The organism is Danxiaibacter flavus, assembly GCF_041060425.1.
Lineage (GTDB): Bacteria > Bacteroidota > Bacteroidia > Chitinophagales > Chitinophagaceae > Danxiaibacter > Danxiaibacter flavus.
Window position 1 is genome coordinate 85,883 of record NZ_JAULBC010000006.1, and the last position, 17,796, is coordinate 103,678.

General features: G+C 40.3%; 8 protein-coding genes and 1 tRNA gene. 5 read left to right on the top strand and 4 right to left on the bottom strand.

Going from position 1 to position 17,796, the window contains the following annotated elements; all coding sequences use genetic code 11:
* Positions 1–533 precede the first annotated feature (533 nt).
* Entirely contained in the window at positions 534–6,521 is a 5,988-nt protein-coding gene (locus QTN47_RS17565) for an FG-GAP-like repeat-containing protein (RefSeq protein WP_369330713.1), read from the top strand.
* A 155-nt stretch (positions 6,522–6,676) separates the two neighbouring features.
* Entirely contained in the window at positions 6,677–9,592 is a 2,916-nt protein-coding gene (locus tag QTN47_RS17570) for an FG-GAP-like repeat-containing protein (RefSeq protein WP_369330714.1), read from the top strand.
* Between the two features lie 251 nt (positions 9,593–9,843).
* Here the strand turns inward: QTN47_RS17570 and QTN47_RS17575 are convergent, their stop codons facing one another.
* Positions 9,844–10,137, bottom strand: a complete 294-nt coding sequence (locus QTN47_RS17575) for a DUF3606 domain-containing protein (protein WP_369330715.1) — start codon at positions 10,135–10,137, stop codon at positions 9,844–9,846.
* A 508-nt stretch (positions 10,138–10,645) separates the two neighbouring features.
* Here QTN47_RS17575 and QTN47_RS17580 point away from each other — a divergent pair.
* From QTN47_RS17580 to QTN47_RS17590, 3 genes are all read left to right on the top strand, one after another.
* Positions 10,646–12,262: a hypothetical protein gene (locus QTN47_RS17580; protein ID WP_369330716.1), complete on the top strand. Its 1,617-nt coding sequence runs from the start codon at positions 10,646–10,648 to the stop codon at positions 12,260–12,262.
* Positions 12,263–12,526: 264 nt separating this feature from the next.
* Entirely contained in the window at positions 12,527–13,348 is an 822-nt protein-coding gene (locus QTN47_RS17585; RefSeq protein ID WP_369330717.1) for a GNAT family N-acetyltransferase, read from the top strand.
* A 26-nt stretch (positions 13,349–13,374) separates the two neighbouring features.
* Entirely contained in the window at positions 13,375–14,337 is a 963-nt protein-coding gene (locus QTN47_RS17590; protein ID WP_369330718.1) for a hypothetical protein, read from the top strand.
* On the opposite strand, the gene QTN47_RS17595 is transcribed toward QTN47_RS17590, so the two are convergent.
* The 3 genes from QTN47_RS17595 to QTN47_RS17605 form a co-directional block, all read right to left on the bottom strand.
* Complete coding sequence (locus tag QTN47_RS17595; RefSeq protein ID WP_369330719.1) at positions 14,292–15,464, bottom strand: tyrosine-type recombinase/integrase; 1,173 nt, start codon at positions 15,462–15,464, stop codon at positions 14,292–14,294. The two genes, QTN47_RS17590 and QTN47_RS17595, sit on opposite strands and share 46 nt — an antisense overlap.
* Before the next feature lie 133 nt (positions 15,465–15,597).
* Positions 15,598–15,671 (bottom strand) — tRNA-Met (locus tag QTN47_RS17600).
* 226 nt (positions 15,672–15,897) lie between these two features.
* The gene (locus QTN47_RS17605) at positions 15,898–17,097 is read right to left on the bottom strand and encodes a pyridoxal phosphate-dependent aminotransferase (RefSeq protein ID WP_369330720.1); all 1,200 of its coding nucleotides are present in this window, start codon (positions 17,095–17,097) and stop codon (positions 15,898–15,900) included.
* Positions 17,098–17,796: the final 699 nt, after the last annotated feature.

Here is a 17,796-nt window from a genome sequence, read left to right on the forward strand (position 1 = left end):
TATAAAAGTGTACTTGTGATTCTAAGCTTTACCGGCGCAATTTCAGGAGTTTTTTAAAAGAAGAAACCCCTTGATTGCCAAGGGGTTCTTTCGTAGGGAAAGTGGGAACACAGTCGAATCTTTTATGGAAATAGCCGATGTTTTTAATGTTGCGATCTGAGATATAAATCGGTGATTAGACAGAAACTTAGGGCATATTCTCTGCTCCTTCAACTTTTTTGGCCAATAGATATTTTGCAAGCAGGGGGCTAGAAAATACAGCGCAAGTTTTTTGAACCTATCCTAGACCCTTGTATTTCAACGCAAAAAAGAAGGGACGCAAAACAAACCGTTTAATAAATAGCCCACATTTTAGCTATACAGACTTGTGCTATCAATAGTATTATTGTATTTTGTTATTCCTACATACTGACACAGAGCTTGGTTAACGTACCTGTAACTAGCAGCATGCCCTTCGTTGCATCTATACATAAAATTTCAACCAGCCGCACTACTGATGAAACAGTATATCTCAACACTTTAAATCTTTTGAAATGAAACTTTTTACCCAACACATTTTGACAATGCTTTTTCAGGTCTGCTTACTTGCATTTGCATACAAAACAAACAGCCAACCCCAAATACAATCAGTTGCACCAACCTCGGGTGCGATTGGAACAACCGTAACTATTAAAGGCTCGAATTTTAACCCTGACAAAGGAAAGAATATGATATTCTTTGGGCCGGTAAAAACTGTACCGGAAAATGCAACAACAACAGAAATTGTAGTGAAGGTTCCCGCAGGAGCTTGTAGTGGACCTATTTCAATAACTACAGACCACCTTATCGGCATTAGCCCATCTTTATTCTTTATTACTTTTCCAGGAGATGACATTCTTAGACCAGCTTCATTCGCTGAACCAATCAAGATCAGCAAGCAGTCCTCCGCACTTCATGTATTCACCAATGACGTTGACGGTGACGGTAAAGAAGACATTATTGTGCAGCATGACGTAGGTTTCTCTGTAATTCCAAATGCTTCATTAAACAACAACGTTAGTTTCTCGCGCCCCGTTGATTTTCCGTCGATAAAAGCTTCGCTAGGTATGCAAATTGCCGATCTGGATGGCGATGGAAAAACAGACATTGTTGTGTCCAACTGGTATGAAAATACTTTGACCATTTATCGAAACACAAGTGAGCCAGGCAAGTTCTCGTTTGCGCCCGGATTTGACATAGCGACGGAAAGAAATCCAAGAGAGCTGACTATTAATGATTTTGACGGCGACGGCAGAATGGATATTATCGTTATCAATAGTAACGCATTTACCATCTCACTATTTCACAACGAAGGTGCTAATAACGATAGAGCGATCAATTTTACTTTGCAAGAGTCTATACCCACCAATGGTTTGGTAAGTCTTTTCTCTGATGATCTCGATGGCGATAACAAGCCAGAATTATGCTTGTCCACTGTAGATCTCCAGGTATTGAGAAATATCAGTACAAAAGGAAAGATCTCTTTTGGCGAAACTGTCAACCTTCCCGTGGGCGTTTTAGTATCCTCATTGGTATCGACTGATCTGGATCTTGATGGAAAAAAAGACCTTGTTGCTGCTAATGCCCATGACAGCATGGTCTCTATTTTTCACAATATCGGAACGGTCGGCCACATCAATTTCGAAGATAGGATCGATTCTTCAGCAGCATGGTCGAATACTGTTTTAGTGAGCGACTTTAACGGCGATGGCAGACCTGAGATCGTTACAAGGGAATATTTCAATAATATCGGCATCATTCAAAACAATAGCCTGCCGGGTAAACTAAACTTTATTCCAAAGATCATGTACCCTTTACAGGGCGGAGCAAACGGATTTGCCCAGGGGGATTTTGATGGAGATGGGAAACCTGATCTGGTAGTGGTAAACAGTGATCTCTATGTTATGCGTAATTTATCAAAACCAGGCGTAGCAAGAGACACAGTGATCGCTCCGGGTAAATTCAAGTACCAGGATCCCCTCGGTTTCGTTGTTGGAAAACCAGTAACACCAATTTATCCGTTGAGATCAATTGAACCTTTAGCTTTCAATGGCGTTGCTTCGAGCGTTACGGGTGATCATTTAGGTAACTTATACATAACTGATTACAAGGATCATTCAGTAAAAAAAATAACAGCCTCCACTAATGTTGTTAGTACAATTGCAACTGATCTTCTTTTCCCTAAGGGCATTTGCGTTGATAAAGAGAACAATGTATACGTAACCGATTCGAAGGCCAACTCCGTAAAGGAGATATCAGCGACAGGCGAAATAACCATTATAGCATCTGGTCTTAATTCTCCAGTGGGCGCCGAGATAGACGATAACGGCAACATATATGTAGCAGACCTTAATAATGGTGCCATTAAAAAAATAGATGCTACAACTCACGCCATAACACCAATTGTAGCATTTCCGGTGCCTCGGTATTTTGCCGTGGATGGGCCAGGGAATATTTATTACTTACAGTATCCTTTCCAGGAGGTTAAAATGTATTCTGTTTCTGATGGTTCTATTAAAACTATTCTAACCTCTTCTACCTGGTTCACAAGCATTGCGACAGACGTATTTGGAAATGTATTTGTGCTTGACAATAAGGGCATGGATGTTAAAGAAATAGTTGCGGGAACTAACCATGTAATAACTATAGCTAAAGGGGAGTATAATTCTTTTGATTTAGGTACAGATGGAATTGGAAACGTGTTTTATGTGGACCTTGCAGGACAAGTAAGCAAAGTTGTATCACCGGGAACTGATGTTCGCTTTACAGTTAAGCCTACCTTGGTGCCCGGCCTTTCTATTAACGACAGTACCGGTGCCATAAGCGGCACTCCGTATACGCGCAGCCAGTATGTAAAATATATCGTTACCGCTGCCAATTTAAAAGGAAGCGTAACAGATACGGTCGCAATAAAAATAACTCTTCTCAATGCTCCCGGTAATTTTGCTTATAATAAGAATAATGCGTTTGTGCAGGGGCAGGTTATCAGCCCACTTTCTACTACTTTCACACAGCCGGGAAATATTAGCGTAGTTGGTTCTAACATTTTTCAACCCCAATCCGGTACAGTAGATGCAAAGCACAATGTATATGTATTGCAGAAGGGTGCAACCAAAGTGACGAAGATAGATGCACTAACAGGCAACATCTCTGGTTTAGGTTCTGGCTTAATCAATCCTGTGGACATCTCTATAGATACATCGGGCAATATTTATGTGGCTGACGCGGGAGATCAGACAATTAAAAAAATAACCGTGTCAACAGGACAAACAAATAAAGTTAAGGCGGGCTTTAAGGATCTGCGATGTATAGCGCTTGATATGCCAGGCAATATTTTTGCCGCTGATGGAATGAACGGTACAGTGCAAAAAATCGCCATCCCAAATGCACGTATGACCACCATTGCTACCGGATTAAAAAACACTTCTGACCTGGCTGTTGATGTTGAAGGCAATATATATGTGGCCAACAGCGCCAATGATACCATCAAAAAAATAGCCGTTCCTGATTACCAGGTAACAAGTATAGTCGGCAATTTCAGCGGTGTGTCAGGAATTACGGTCGATGCTGCAGGCAACATATTTGTAGCAGATAACGGTAATACGATAAAGAAGATTTTAAAAGCAAATGGAACTACAACTGAGCTCGGCAGTGGTTTCAGTATGGCAGCGGATGTGGCTGTTGATTTTTCGGGCAACGTGTATATTTGCGACGAGGGAAATAATGCAGTAAAAGTTATTGCAGGCGAGGGAAATTCCGTAAGCTCCTATGCCATAAGTCCTGCATTGCCAAGGGGGCTGACGCTCAATCCAAAGACGGGCAAAATATCAGGTATCCCTGCTATAATCAGCCCTGCTACAAAATATACAGTTACAGGCACCAATCCAGCGGGCAGTGTGATGACTACATTGGTTATAAAAGTATTTCAATATGCTCCGGCCGATTTTACGTATAGCACGCCAGATGTTTTCATTAAAAATCAACCTGTGCAATTTTTATCACCGGAATTTGTATCACCAAACACAGTTACAACAATTGCCACAGGCTTCAACAACCCTTCAGGTATTGCTCTTGATGATTCTGAAAACATTTATATAGCGGATACATATAACAACCGTATTCAAAAGATCGCAGGAGGAACAGTGATCAATATCACTTCCGGATTTAATGCGCCAACAGCTATAGCAATTGATATAGCCGGCAATATATACGTGGCTGATAAAAACAATAACGCGATAAAAAAGATAAGCAAAACAGATGGCACTGTTACATCTATTGGAAGCGGCTTTAGCGGACCAGAAGGAGTTGCTGTAGATGCAGCTGGCAATATATATATCGCTGATTCGAAACACAACGCCGTTAAGAAAATCGAAGCATCAGACGGAAGTATTAGTACGCTAGGTTTAGGGTTCAATCATCCTACGGGAATAACTATCGACATTTTTGGCAACGTATATGTAGCAGATCAGGGTAACAACGCCGTTAAGGAAATTTCATTTTCAACAGGAATGACTGAAATATTAGCATCCGGATTGAATAAGCCGCATAGCGTTACAGTTGATACGGCGGGCAATGTATTTGTGACTGACACTTATAACGACGCTATCAAAAAAATTGCGGTCAATACCATGCAGCTCACAACAATTGCAAGCAACCTTCATGATCCAGCCGGTGTTGCATTAGATGGTTCTGGCAATGTTTACGTAGCTGATACAAAAAGCAATTCCATCAAAAAAATATCATCCACTGGTGGTCCTGCAAAATTATTTACCATAAGCCCAGGATTAACACCGGGACTGCGCATAAATAAATTTACCGGCGAAATAAGTGGCAACCCGGCAACTATAGCCGATGCTATAACTTATACGGTAACTGCAAGTAATTCAGCCGGCAGTTCCAGCGCAAAGCTGGTTATTAAAGTAACCACATTTGCACCCGGTAATTTCAAATATAATAGTCCAAATCAATTTATTGCGGGACAGTCTATAACGCCTATATCACCTGAGCCTGTACCTGAAGGAACCGTACAAACAGTTAAAGGTGGATTAGAAGGGCCCAACGGCGTAGCTATAGATAACAGGGGCAATCTATATGTGGCAGAATCCGGCAAAACAACTATTACCAGGATTGATGCTACTTCAAAGGCTACCACAAACCTGGGATACGGTTTCAATCATCCCGAAGGGATTGCACTTGACTCTGCAGGAAATGTATATGTAGCAGACACCTATAACAGTGCTGTTAAAAAAATATCCGCATCAAACGGAAATGTTACAACACTCGGCAGCGGCTTTAACAGGCCTGTTGCTGTAACTGTAGACGGAACAGGCAACGTTTTTGTCGCCGATCTATACGCAGGTGTTAAAAAAATAAATATGTCTAACAACAGTGTGACGAAGATTCTATCCAACTATAATTTTATCAATCCAAGAGCCATAGCAGTTGACAATAAAGACGAAGTGTTAGTAATAGCTTCACAGGCAGATGCCCCGGAATATAACGTTGTAATAAAAATAACACCTTCGGGACAAACAGTTGTATTTGAGTCAAGCCTGGATGAGCCTCGCGGGCTGGCACAGGATGCAGGTAACGATCTGTATGTGTCTTACAGTAATCCAAAAATTGTTAAGAGGCTATCTGCATACGATGGACCTTTAACCTTTATCGGCACAGAAGCGCAAACAGCCAAAGGCATTTCGGTGGATGCTGCGGGCAACGTTTTTCTGGCGGATTCTGCAAGTAATTCCGTAATAAAAATTATTGCCAAAGGAGGCACAGCAAATTCATATAGCATCAGACCTGCGTTGCCGAAGGGACTTTCCTTCAATAAGAAAACAGGTATAATCAGTGGCACCCCTGCTAAAATTGATACTGTTACAACTTATATTGTTACCGCAACTAATAGTATTGGCTATTGCGAAGATTCGATAGTGATAAGTGTTGTGGACAAGGCATTAATTGCTTCAACAATCAGCTTGCGGAGTTTTGATGGAGGCACAATAGAATGGACAACAACTACAGAGAAAGGAATCAGACAATATAAAATAGAAGGATCTTCAAATGGAAAATTTTTTAAGCCTATAGCAACTATTCCTGCACGAAACAGCAGCAACAAAGAAGTTTATGCTTTTAGTGATAGGCAAACTTCAACAGGCATTAAATACTATCGCATAGAAGCCATTAACTACGATGGCACTTCCAATTACAGCAATCTAACAGAAGGCAAGAAGACAACTGATAATTTCTCCATCACACTTTATCCTAACCCAATACAAGCAGGTGCGGAGTTGCATATTACGTGCAGAAATTTGTCAGAGGGAAAATATGTATTGGCGTTGTACGATATGCAAGGCAAGTTATTAACAAAAGAAGCAATGCAGCATTCAGGAGATATTTTGACCCGCACAATTAACTTACCAAGGACTATTGCGGCGGGTAATTACAGGCTCATAATCATTGATGAAAAAAACACCAGGTACACCAAACAACTAATGATTGAATAATTACCTGTAATTGATTTTGATCATTTATAAAGTTGAAAGGGTAGTAAAGGAGTGTTTCCTCTGCTGCCTTCTCACACCCTGCCAACGTCATTTCTTTATTTTCCGCTTAGCTACGGATCATAAACGCACTATTAAGAACCGTTAAACTTTTTATTATGAAAAATGATTCTAATGGCTGTCTTCAGACTACAAATTCTTTCATTCGCTTTCAGCAAAACTATTTCCTTTTAAAAACAACTATCCGTAAAGCTTCCATACTGCTGCTTACATGCTTATTTTTTCAACAGCTTTTTGCTCAGCCGGTAGTTACTTCATTTTTGCCGCTAACTGGTTTACCGGGAAGCACCGTTACAATATATGGCAGCGGTTTTAGTGCAAATCCTTTGGAGAATATTGTGTTTGTGGGCGGCTCACACGCTTACGTTAAAACAGCTTCTGCCAACAAACTCACGGTCCAGGTGCCACGCAGCACAACCAATAAACCTATCAGCGTAACGGTGAATAACTTAACTGGTTTTTCAGCCTTGCCTTATATAACAACATATAAAACTGGTAATGTTATTACGCCGGGCACATTTGAAACGCCAGAAAATTTCCGAATGAGTCTCAGGGCAAATGTTGAGGATGGTTTAACGATTGAAGATCTTGACAATGATGGCAAACCCGACATTTTTGCCAAATCAAGAATTGGGCTCGGCTTTTTATATAGTATATACAGGAATACCAGTACACCAGGAAATATAAGTTTTGCCGCCGAAATATCAGCAGTAATACCATTAAGACGTATTGATAACGTACTGCCTCTGGCTGATATTGACGGTGATGGAAAGAAGGATTTTCTTTGTCGGAACTCATCTGATGAGTTTTTAGACATACGTATCCTAAGAAATAAAAGTACACCGGGCAACATAAGTTTCGAAAATCCGCAGTCATTTCCGTTAAACACAAGAGATCACGTATTCGACCTGGGTGTTGCAGATCTGAATGGAGATGGCAAATTAGACCTTTTTGGAATTAAAACCCGCTTCTATGCGACTGATGATCCATCTCCGGATTCTATAGCCTTTACACAAAATACAAGTTCCGGTGGCAATATTTCCTTTGCGCCACCGGTGTTGTTGCATTTCAATTTTCTCAACTACCGCTATGCTCTTGCTGATTTTAACGGAGATGGAAAGATTGATGTTTTATCTGTAACCCATGATGCCAGTTCAAATTATTCTATTTCCGCAAGCATCAACACGAGCAGCCATGGCAACATTTCATTTGACGATGCTAAGAATATTTATCCTGCCGGCTCCAATTTATTGCTCGGCGTGGGAGACGTTAACAAAGACGGCAAACCAGACATTGCCATCAGCAGCCTTCATAATAAAAATGACAGTTTGCTTTTCTTACTCAACACCAGCACTTCTAATAATGTGAGCTTTGCCGCGCCAGTTTCTTTTCCCTATGGACTTAACGCGGCAAATTTCCACATGGTTGATGTAGATGGAGATGGCAAGCTTGATATTTGCGCCTACAAGGGTAATACTGGCAATTATGTTATTCTAAAGAATACCAGCAGCACTGAACGCCTGTCCTTTGCCTCTCCGGTAAGTTTTCCGGCATTTCCCAAAAAGGCAATTGAATTTGGCGATTTTGATGGAGACGGCCGGCAGGATCTGTCTTACACCGTCAGAGATTATTTTTCATTTGTTTCGATCCATAGAAATCAAACAGATACAGCCTTAGGGATACCTTCCATTGTTTCTTTCACTCCTGCAACAGCAAACCAGAATGATACATTAACGATTGATGGAGATAATTTCAATGGAACAACCAATATAACGCTTGGAGGCACCCCCGTTCAATCGTTCAAGGTTATATCCAACAACAAGATCTCTGCAGTCGTAAATAGGGGAAGTACAGGAGATCTTCAGGTTACAACGAGAAAAGGTGTAGCAACAAAATCATTCTTTACTTATTTGTCAGACACGACAGTTAAACTACTAAGCACTTCTTCCGGAATAGTATGTTCTGAAAATCTTGTAAAAGTTAAGGCCGTAGTAACTAATGCGGACAAGGGAATATTTTATAGGTGGTATAAGAACGGAAAGCTTTCTACTATTAGCGGAAACATCTACTCTTCCCGCGCTTTAGTCGACGGAGATTCGCTTTGGTGCGTTGTGTTCTTTTCTCTTGCCCCGGGGCACAAAGAATGGAAGAGCGATGTAATAAAATTTGATGTGAATCTTTCAAGATCTCCCCAACTGCGAATTCAACCAAGCAGAACGACGACCATATGCAAAGGTACCCCTATTACCTTTAAAGCAATAATTAACAAGATCGATTTTGTACATCTCTGTCAATGGAAAAAGAACGACCAGGTTGTTGGTGATAGTAGTGATACTTATGTTGACGACAATCTTAAAAATGGTGATCTTATAAGTTGCATGATAGTACAGGCACCGGAATGCATAGTGATTCCCGGAATAGATTCTCTAAGGGTTGCGGTTGATGAGGCGAAGCCATCTGCACCGGCATTGATAATAGGTCCGGATGAAGTATCTTCATCTCAGGCTGGAATTATTTTCAGTGTTCCCCCCGTTGCTGATGTAAGAAAGTACAAATGGCAAATACCGCACGATGCCGGGCTTGTTTCCGGAAACGGTACGGATTCGATTATCGTTAACTGGGGTACTACAACAGCAAAAATATCTGTGTTAACCTGGAATGCTTGTGGCGCGCCTCCCGCAGTTACCAAAACGGTCCGGGTAACTTCTACCAATGAACGAATAGCTAAAACGGCAACAAGCAAGCAAGTAACTAACGAAACAGGATCAATAATGGTGTATCCCAATCCTGCTAACAACAAGGTTTCAATAGTGCTGGCGCCTAATACAGGTAACTATTGCATGATTGAACTAAGAGACCCCAATGGCAAACTTTTATTGCACCAAAAAATAACTACAAACGGAGAAATGCGGACTGAAATAAACACATCAACATTAGCGCCCGGTGTTTATTATATTCAAGTGATAGACAAAAGCAATAAAATAACCAGTAAACGATTAATGATAGCTAAATAAAAGCAGTCTATCGGCCAAAAACAACCTGTCCTAAAATTTTGAAGTGTAGGACAGGGTGTTTTTTCATTTTGGGGAGTTAAATAATGCGAAGCTTTTTGAAAACAGCCCTGCGGTACGGTTGAAATTGGTGAGTATTATTGATATAGGCGATGGCAATCTGCGAATATGCTAAAAGATAAATGACCAAAAGGTATTAAGATCTGTATCTAAACGGTTTTGCTCTTAATTGATGTTTTGACTTCTCCTCGGGTTTATTTCTTGGAAAGATATTCCTCAACTTTGGCCCTGTCATTACCCACTTGTTTTATAGCATCTAATATTTGTTGCTTGCTTACACCAAGCTTTTCTTCCAAATACTGTAATTCATAGTCTTCGGACCCTGATAGACGGTTGCGATCACGTTGATCTTGTAAGTTTGAAAATCTTGATGGAGACATCATGTCGACATTCTTATCTGTAATGTATACAGTGGAAAAGATGCCACCTGAAAAAAAAGGAAAGTACGAATCAAAATTTACCGAAATGGAAAGAAGGTGGCTGTTCATATGGATAAAAGTGGCAACGAAATGGAAAAGGAGTATTATATAGAACAATCCGGGTTACCGCAGTTAGCTCAAAATTATTTAAAAAAGAGTTACTCCGGAGCTAAATTTGAGGAAGTTTCAAAAGTGGTTAGCCCGAAGGGAAAAACGTGCTAAGAAGCCGAAACTAAAGGAAAGGAAATTTATTTTGATGAAAAAGGAAATCTTATCAAAGTTGAAAAGGAAAGAGATGAATAGTAGGGGATGTTGTAAATTGGAAATATTAAACCGGGCATGACGGCTAATAAATAAGTGTTATATAATTTCCAAATCGTAGTTCCTATTTTTGAGTTGAACAGACCTTAGAAATATTCGGGTGTGTAAATCCTTGAGTAGATAATTTGCTTTACGGCGCCACGTTCTCCTAAAAATATCAACCTTATCATCGGTGACGCCAATATTTTGCAGGCCAACTTATCACCCGACCAGGCATTCGAAAAATCCCAAACTATAATTAACCGTCTGCAGGGAAATGATGAAGAGCAGTAACCAGGAAAATGATTCAGTTACGGTTAAACTAAACCGGTCGCAAGCGTTAATCCAAATTATCAATGCAGGCACAACCTATTGCCTTTGGCCACGTGCGGGAGGTAAAACCGGTGGAGGCATAGGGCCAAGGATCCAGCGATTAAGTGAAGTGATGCCGCGTTCGCAAATATTGCTGGTCTCAGATACTTATGAGCGACTTGAAACAAGGGTGGTTCCAAATATCATCAATTTCATTACGGACAAGCTAGGCCTGATAGAAGGCGTGGATTTTGTGAAATATCAAAAGCCACCAGACCAGTGGACAAAACCACTAATACCGCTTGGCCGGTTTAGCCGTGTAATCTCTTTTGCTACTGGCATGGCCTTGTGCTTGGTCAGCATAAAGGTTGAAGGATCTGCCAATGCGTTCAACGCCCAGGCAATGATCTGCGATGAAACCAAGTACTGCGATCCGAAAAAGATCGATACGGAAGTTGTGCCGGCTCTGCGTGGTGCAGAACAACATTTTGGCCATCTTCCGGAATACCTCAGCAAATGGTTTTTCACTGACAAATACCTGGATGAAGCAGGTGATATAAAATGGCTGCTAAACAAACGCAAGCTAGTGGATCACGAAGCTGTCGAGGTTGTGTATGTTCTGCAGATGGAAATCTTCAATATGCAAAAGGAACTGCAGCAAGTAGAAGAAAAGTCAGCGAAATACTATGCTCTAAAGAAAAAGATAATAACCTATGAACAACGCGCCAATGCCATCCGGAAGGAACTTATCTATGTAAGTGAAGCTCAACCCTATGAGAACAAGGATGTGTTAGGTGACTTCTATTACCGCAGCCAAAAGCGCAACTGCGGACGCATTGAATATAACGTTGCTATTCTTAACGAAGATCCTGGTGAAATCCTTAACGTATTCTACCCAACCCTTGACAATGCCCACAAATACAAGATGCTGAACGACGTAGATCCAGCCTTGCCACTTGGCATAGCACTGGATTACCAATGGCGAATCTCTCCGATGGCGATTGGTCAGTTCGGGTCATTACCAGGAACTCACATCAATACGCTCAATATTGTAGCTGGTGTTCACACCCTTCACGAAGATAAAGGAGGACTGGAAGCTACCTGCAAGGCTTTCAGCGACCTATTTGCGACACATCAAAACAAAACGGTTTATTACTTCTACGATCACACTGCCATCGGTAGAACCGGATCAATAACAAACAAACCATTCCGGCAAATTGTCTACGATGAATTAACTTTTTTGGGCTGGACTGTGATCGAAGTCTACATTGGTAAAGCTTCCGACCACAACATACGTTTCGAACGCTTTAAAAAGGTGCTCGCTCAAACTGGCGAAGAGTCCGTAATGTTCAATGATCTAAGAGCTGCTACGTTACTCACCGCAATGCATCAGGCCGGCGCGATCACATCCGGAGGCGTGACCAAAAAGGATAAGAGCAAAGAAAAGAATCTCAACTATCCCGCAGAAGAACAAACCGACTACACCGAGGCTTTGGATATGTTGCTATGGGGCCATCTCCACTTTAACGAACTACGTTTGGCATTGTCCGGACAGGTTTTAGGCGGCATCTCGATAAGGTAAAATTTGCTGATTTTTGTTAGCTTTTATGGCAGGAAAGTCGTTTCATATACCTGACAAATGTCATCGTCCGGACAGAAAACGGATAGGGAGCGCCTTGCTGTCGATGGGCATTTCTGACTAAAACATTTTCTTTTTTTACCGGAAAGACGCATAAATGCTGCATTCCTTGTTAGAAAAATTAGACTAGTAACATTGCCTCACCATTAAAAACAGCGCGGTTGTTTGTGAATACCAGTTAAATTGCATTTCTCAAAAGTCAAACTAATGGCGTCACTTAAACCGTACGGAACTCCGTCTTCTTTTAGAAAAGCTCATGGAAACTTGTTTTCTTCAAACGATTTGTTTTTTCTCAAATTTACTCGGGTTATTGACCGGATAAAATCTGGGGAGGATGAATTTCGAGGGGCCTGCAAAATTTATGATGGTGGATCTTTTATATTATGTCTCCTGTCGTCGGAAAGATGCGTGCTCTACTCGAATAGTTTTCACAATGGAATGGTGAGAAAGCTTGCAGATTATTTAAATCGATCGAAGGGTCTTTCCATGTTAATAGGTTCAAAAAATATTGTAGAAGCAATCGCACATTGGTCAAAGGTCGAATTTCTATGTGACAGTAACGCGGTGTTTTATGAATGTGTAGCGATTTCATCGACATTCAGTATAACTACTGGGCAAATGAAAAATGCTTGTGAAATTGACATAAATAAATTAATAAGTATGTCTGCTAAGTTCAAGGAAGAGTTTACAAACGGAGAAGAACGATATGCGCATGATACCAGTAACGTGTTGGGGCCGATTGAAAATTATTACGTTTGGGTGGTCGACAACGAAGTGTGCGCATTTGTCTTGTTCGGGAAATCAGATACTAAGGATCCGTGTATAATCTCTATTTATACCCCACTTGAATTTCGCAATCATGGGTATGCAAGCTCACTTCTTTATGAAGTCACAAAAAAAATATTGGAAAAAAAATATCGTAAAGTTGTATTATGGACGAAGGAGCGCAATATGCAAGCTCGAAAAGTATTTGAAAAAGTAGGCTATTCTTTTGTGCAGGAATCACTAGATTTAAAAGTTGTCAGATAATACTTAAAAATCTAAAAATTGAATAAATGAAATTGCCAGACATTTCGCTTGAGCATCTGCAAACAAGACTTTTCCGCTGGGCTTCAGATCCAGACATTCCCATGAGCTATATTGAGTGGGAGTTAGAAAGATATTTGTCTTGGGTTGCTATTCCTCACGTGACTCTGGATAAAATCCCTCTATTAAGGGCGAGGCCAAACGATGGCAAGAAAAAATTCCATTCACTAAATGATCTCTCGTATCCTCCCGATGCCCAAAAAATTAGATTCGCGAGGGCGAATTACGAACAAGAACAAGTATTCTATGCGGCACTTGTATCCAAACGACATCTTGAAAGCAGGAGGCTTGACTCTGGACAAACAACTGCGGTAATGGAAGTTGGCGCTGACTTTGCGACAAGAATTCATGAACCTAGTGCATTATTTACGGTCGGTAGTTGGTATCTTTCGCAGCCCGTCAACGCTTATGTCTTACCCTTTACGTCTTTATCATTTGCAGCATATCATGACTTCAATTGGTTAAATTTGCTGTTCTATAACGAATTGGAAAAAATTTGTAAAGGCAACTACGAACGATTTGCTTATTCGTTGTCGTTTCTGAATTTTATGAGTGATGTTTTCTGTCAACAGCACGCCAAATATGTTCACTATCGAATTTCAGCGCCTTTTTTTAAGGCTTTAATGAAGCTCAAACTGCCATTAGCAGCCTCGGGACTTATATATCCTAGTGCGAATACGAATGCCCAAGGAATGAATATTGTTTTGCCAAAGGAGTTGGTTGACGACGGAACTATTCAAAAGCCTTATTCGGTAATAATGTACATCGCTGAACGTCAAAAAAATAAACAAATGATTGAATTGAGGCCTTATTCTTTTCAGACTCGTCCAAAGGAAAATGGATATTTTAATTGTAAGGTCAAAGTCAATAAAAAAAACGAAGATGTTCAGTCAAACGTAGCAAAATTTAATCCCTCCACTTCAATAAAGTAAGCACCAAGCTTCCTATTGTAACGATCCGTCATAGCGCTACTACTATGTCTATTTTGCATTTGTTGCCACTTAAGATCCACATTGCCCTTGTTGTTTAAGAGGTAATGAATATTACCACTATGTTTTAATGCATACATGTCTTTCATAATTCCTAAGTCTTCATGAACAAACCAAACCCACCGCCGATAAGGGAAATTATTGTCAAGCTTTTTGGTTCCTGGCTTGAAATTATCTGTTGTAAACAGATAGTCCTCTGGATTTCGGGTTTCGACTAAATGTTCCGTCAAAATATTTAGGAGTGGGGGTACGATTTGTATGGTAGCTTTTTTATCGGATTTCGTGCTTTTGGAAGGGAAGTAAATGCATGAATTTTTAAGGTCTACGTTAGAAATTTTTAATCTGTTTATTTCAGCCGGTCTGGCCCAGGAGTAATAGATAAAAAGAAGATAGTTTAAAAACGAGTGTTCGCCTAAAATTCTTAAATGTTCCGCAATTTTGTTTAGTTCTTCCGGTGTCAGCGGTTCATAAAGTTCTTTCTTGTTTAGATTTCTCGCCTTGTCTTTATTTGTTACTCTCGCTATTGAACTAAATGGATTCGAAGATGCCCATTTTTTTGCGATCATTAATTTCCAAAAATTACAGAGGTACGATAAAGAAGCATTTGTTGTTTTTGGCGATAGATCTTTGTGCTTAAATACATACTCTTTAAACTCCTCCGCCTTTTCTACATCAAACTCGTAGGCAGACATCGTATGGTAACTCTTGTCTTCCAGAAAATCCGTAAAACGCTTCGCATAACTTTTGTAAGAAGCTTGCGCATCTTTACTTGCTCCAACAGATTTAATCGATACAATTGCTTCAATTTGAGTAGGCAAAGTTTTGCCTGCAGTCTTGTACTCTTTCGATTTTACTGCAGTAAAAGGGTTAAATCCACTCTTGAGCTTTTCATTTACAAAATTTTCTAACTGTAAGGCATGTTTCATACGGGCAGACCTGATTTTAATTTGATTAATATCAAAGTATTCTCTGAAACGTTTGTATTTATTTGAAGATCCTGGTATTAGAAAGTAAAATTTTATATACCACCGGTTGGATTTTGATACTACAAGTTTGGCTTGTTTGTACATGGGCTTAGGTGTTAGGGTTCTTTCTTTAAATTCTCTTAATAGGATGTTTCCTATTGTATCTTGAAGTGACGCAGAAATTGACGCAGATTCCTGTGTAATAGAAAGAACCCCTTGATTATCAAGGGGCTCTTTGTAGCGAAGACGGGAGTTGAACCCGTGACCTCAGGGTTATGAATCCTGCGCTCTAACCATCTGAGCTACCTCGCCAAATGGGCGGCAAAAATAATAGTGGCAAACCATTCTGCCAAATAAAAACACAAAAAATATAAAAAAAGCCCGTTGTAAAAACAACAGGCCATCTTCGATTGCTTGCCATATGAAAACTCTTGATATAACTTATATTAGTTTTATATTTATGTATGTGTTATTCTGTATCGATGACACAAAGTAAAGGGATTAATCTTGAAAAACAATACATTAATGAAAAAAATATTTAAACTTTTCCGGGATAATTCTGCAAAGCTTGAGCCAAACAGTCCATAGAACTATTTATGTCATTTAAATTTAATACGTAGGCGAGTCTTACTTCTTGTCTGCCCAGTTGCGGATCACCGTAAAAGCCTGTTGCAGGGGCCAGCATTACCGTCTGATTGTTGTATTGAAATTCTTCCAGTAACCATTGGCAGAACTTGTCGGAATCATCAATGGGCAATTTGGCTATCGCATAGAAGGCTCCGCCGGGGTTGGGGCAATGCACTCCCGGCATTTCATTTAAGCGTCTTACCAGTAGATCCCTTCTTTTTTTATATTCCGCTTTGGTTTCGTCAAAGTAATTGTCGGGCAAGTCAATGGCTGCTTCGCCTGCTATTTGTGCGAATGATGGCGGGCTTAACCTGGCTTGTCCAAATTTGAGGACTGTACTATATAAGGCCTTGTTTTTGGTCACCAATGCACCTATTCTTCCACCGCAGGCGCTGTATCGCTTACTGATGGTGTCCATTAATACGACGTTTTCTTCTACTCCCTGAAGGCTCATTGCACTGAAATGTTCTCCTTCATAACAAAACTCCCTGTATGCTTCATCTGAAAACAGGAAGAGATTGTGTTTAGATACAATTTCTTTTAGTGTTTCCAGTTCTTGTTTGCTATATAAATAACCGGTGGGGTTGTTGGGGTTGCAAATAATGATTGCCCTGGTTCTTGGGGTGATTGCTTTTTCAAACTCTTCAATTGGGGGAAGCGCAAATCCGTTTTCTATATATGAAGTGATCGGAACAACTTTTACGCCAGCTTCAACTGCAAATCCATTGTAGTTGGCATAAAATGGTTCTGGAATAATAATTTCATCACCTTCATCGCAACAGGCCATCATGCCAAAAAGGATGGCTTCAGAGCCGCCTGTAGTGATAAGAATGTCTTCATAACTTACATCAACACCCACTTTCTTGTAGTAGGAAACAAGCTTTTTCCGATAGCTCTCATTGCCGGCACTGTGGCTATATTCAAGTATCTTAAAGTCGGAATGCCTGACGGCATCCAATACCATCTTCGGGGTTTCAATATCAGGTTGACCGATATTTAAATGGTATACTTTTACGCCCTTTTTCTTAGCAGCTTCTGCAAAAGGCACCAGTTTCCTGATGGGAGAAGCTGGCATTTCTTCACCTCTTCGGCTTATGGTTAAATGTGTCATGGGGCAAACCTACAAGATTCGTTGTCAATTGACAATTGAAATTCTGATAATTGACAATTGAAAATTGAAAATTGAAAATTGAAAATTGAAAATGGGGGAAGGTTGACGGGTGCGGGCCTGACAACAATTGAAGGGGGAGGTGGTCATGTAAGTTATGACCGTTATCGATTCTTAATAAGAGGAAAAAGAAGTGGTGTAGGGCCACCCTTCAGCAATTTTAAGACTTACAGGAATATACAGCTTTCGCATCTAACATACTTCGTACTTCATATCGAATTTAAAACGGACAAAAGAATCGTTTGCTTCTCTCACATAAAGTATTTCGTACTTTATCCTGGATTTATAAAAACTAAAGAGAAAGGTCAGATTTCGCACCAAACGTACTTCGTACTTCGTATTTCGTACTTCATCCGGAACTTATAAGGAATAAAAGAACCATTTGTCTCTCGCGCCAAACGTACTTCGTACTTCATATTTTGTACTTCATCCGGAACTTATAAAGAATAAAAGAAACGTTCGCTTGTCGCACCTAACGTACTTCGTACTTCGTATTTCATCCGGAACTTATAAAGATAAAAGAAACGTTCGCTTGTCGCACCTAACGTACTTCGTACTTCATATTTTGTACTTCATCCGGAACTTATAAAGAATAAAAGAAACGTTCGCTTGTCGCACCTAACGTACTTCGTACTTCGTATT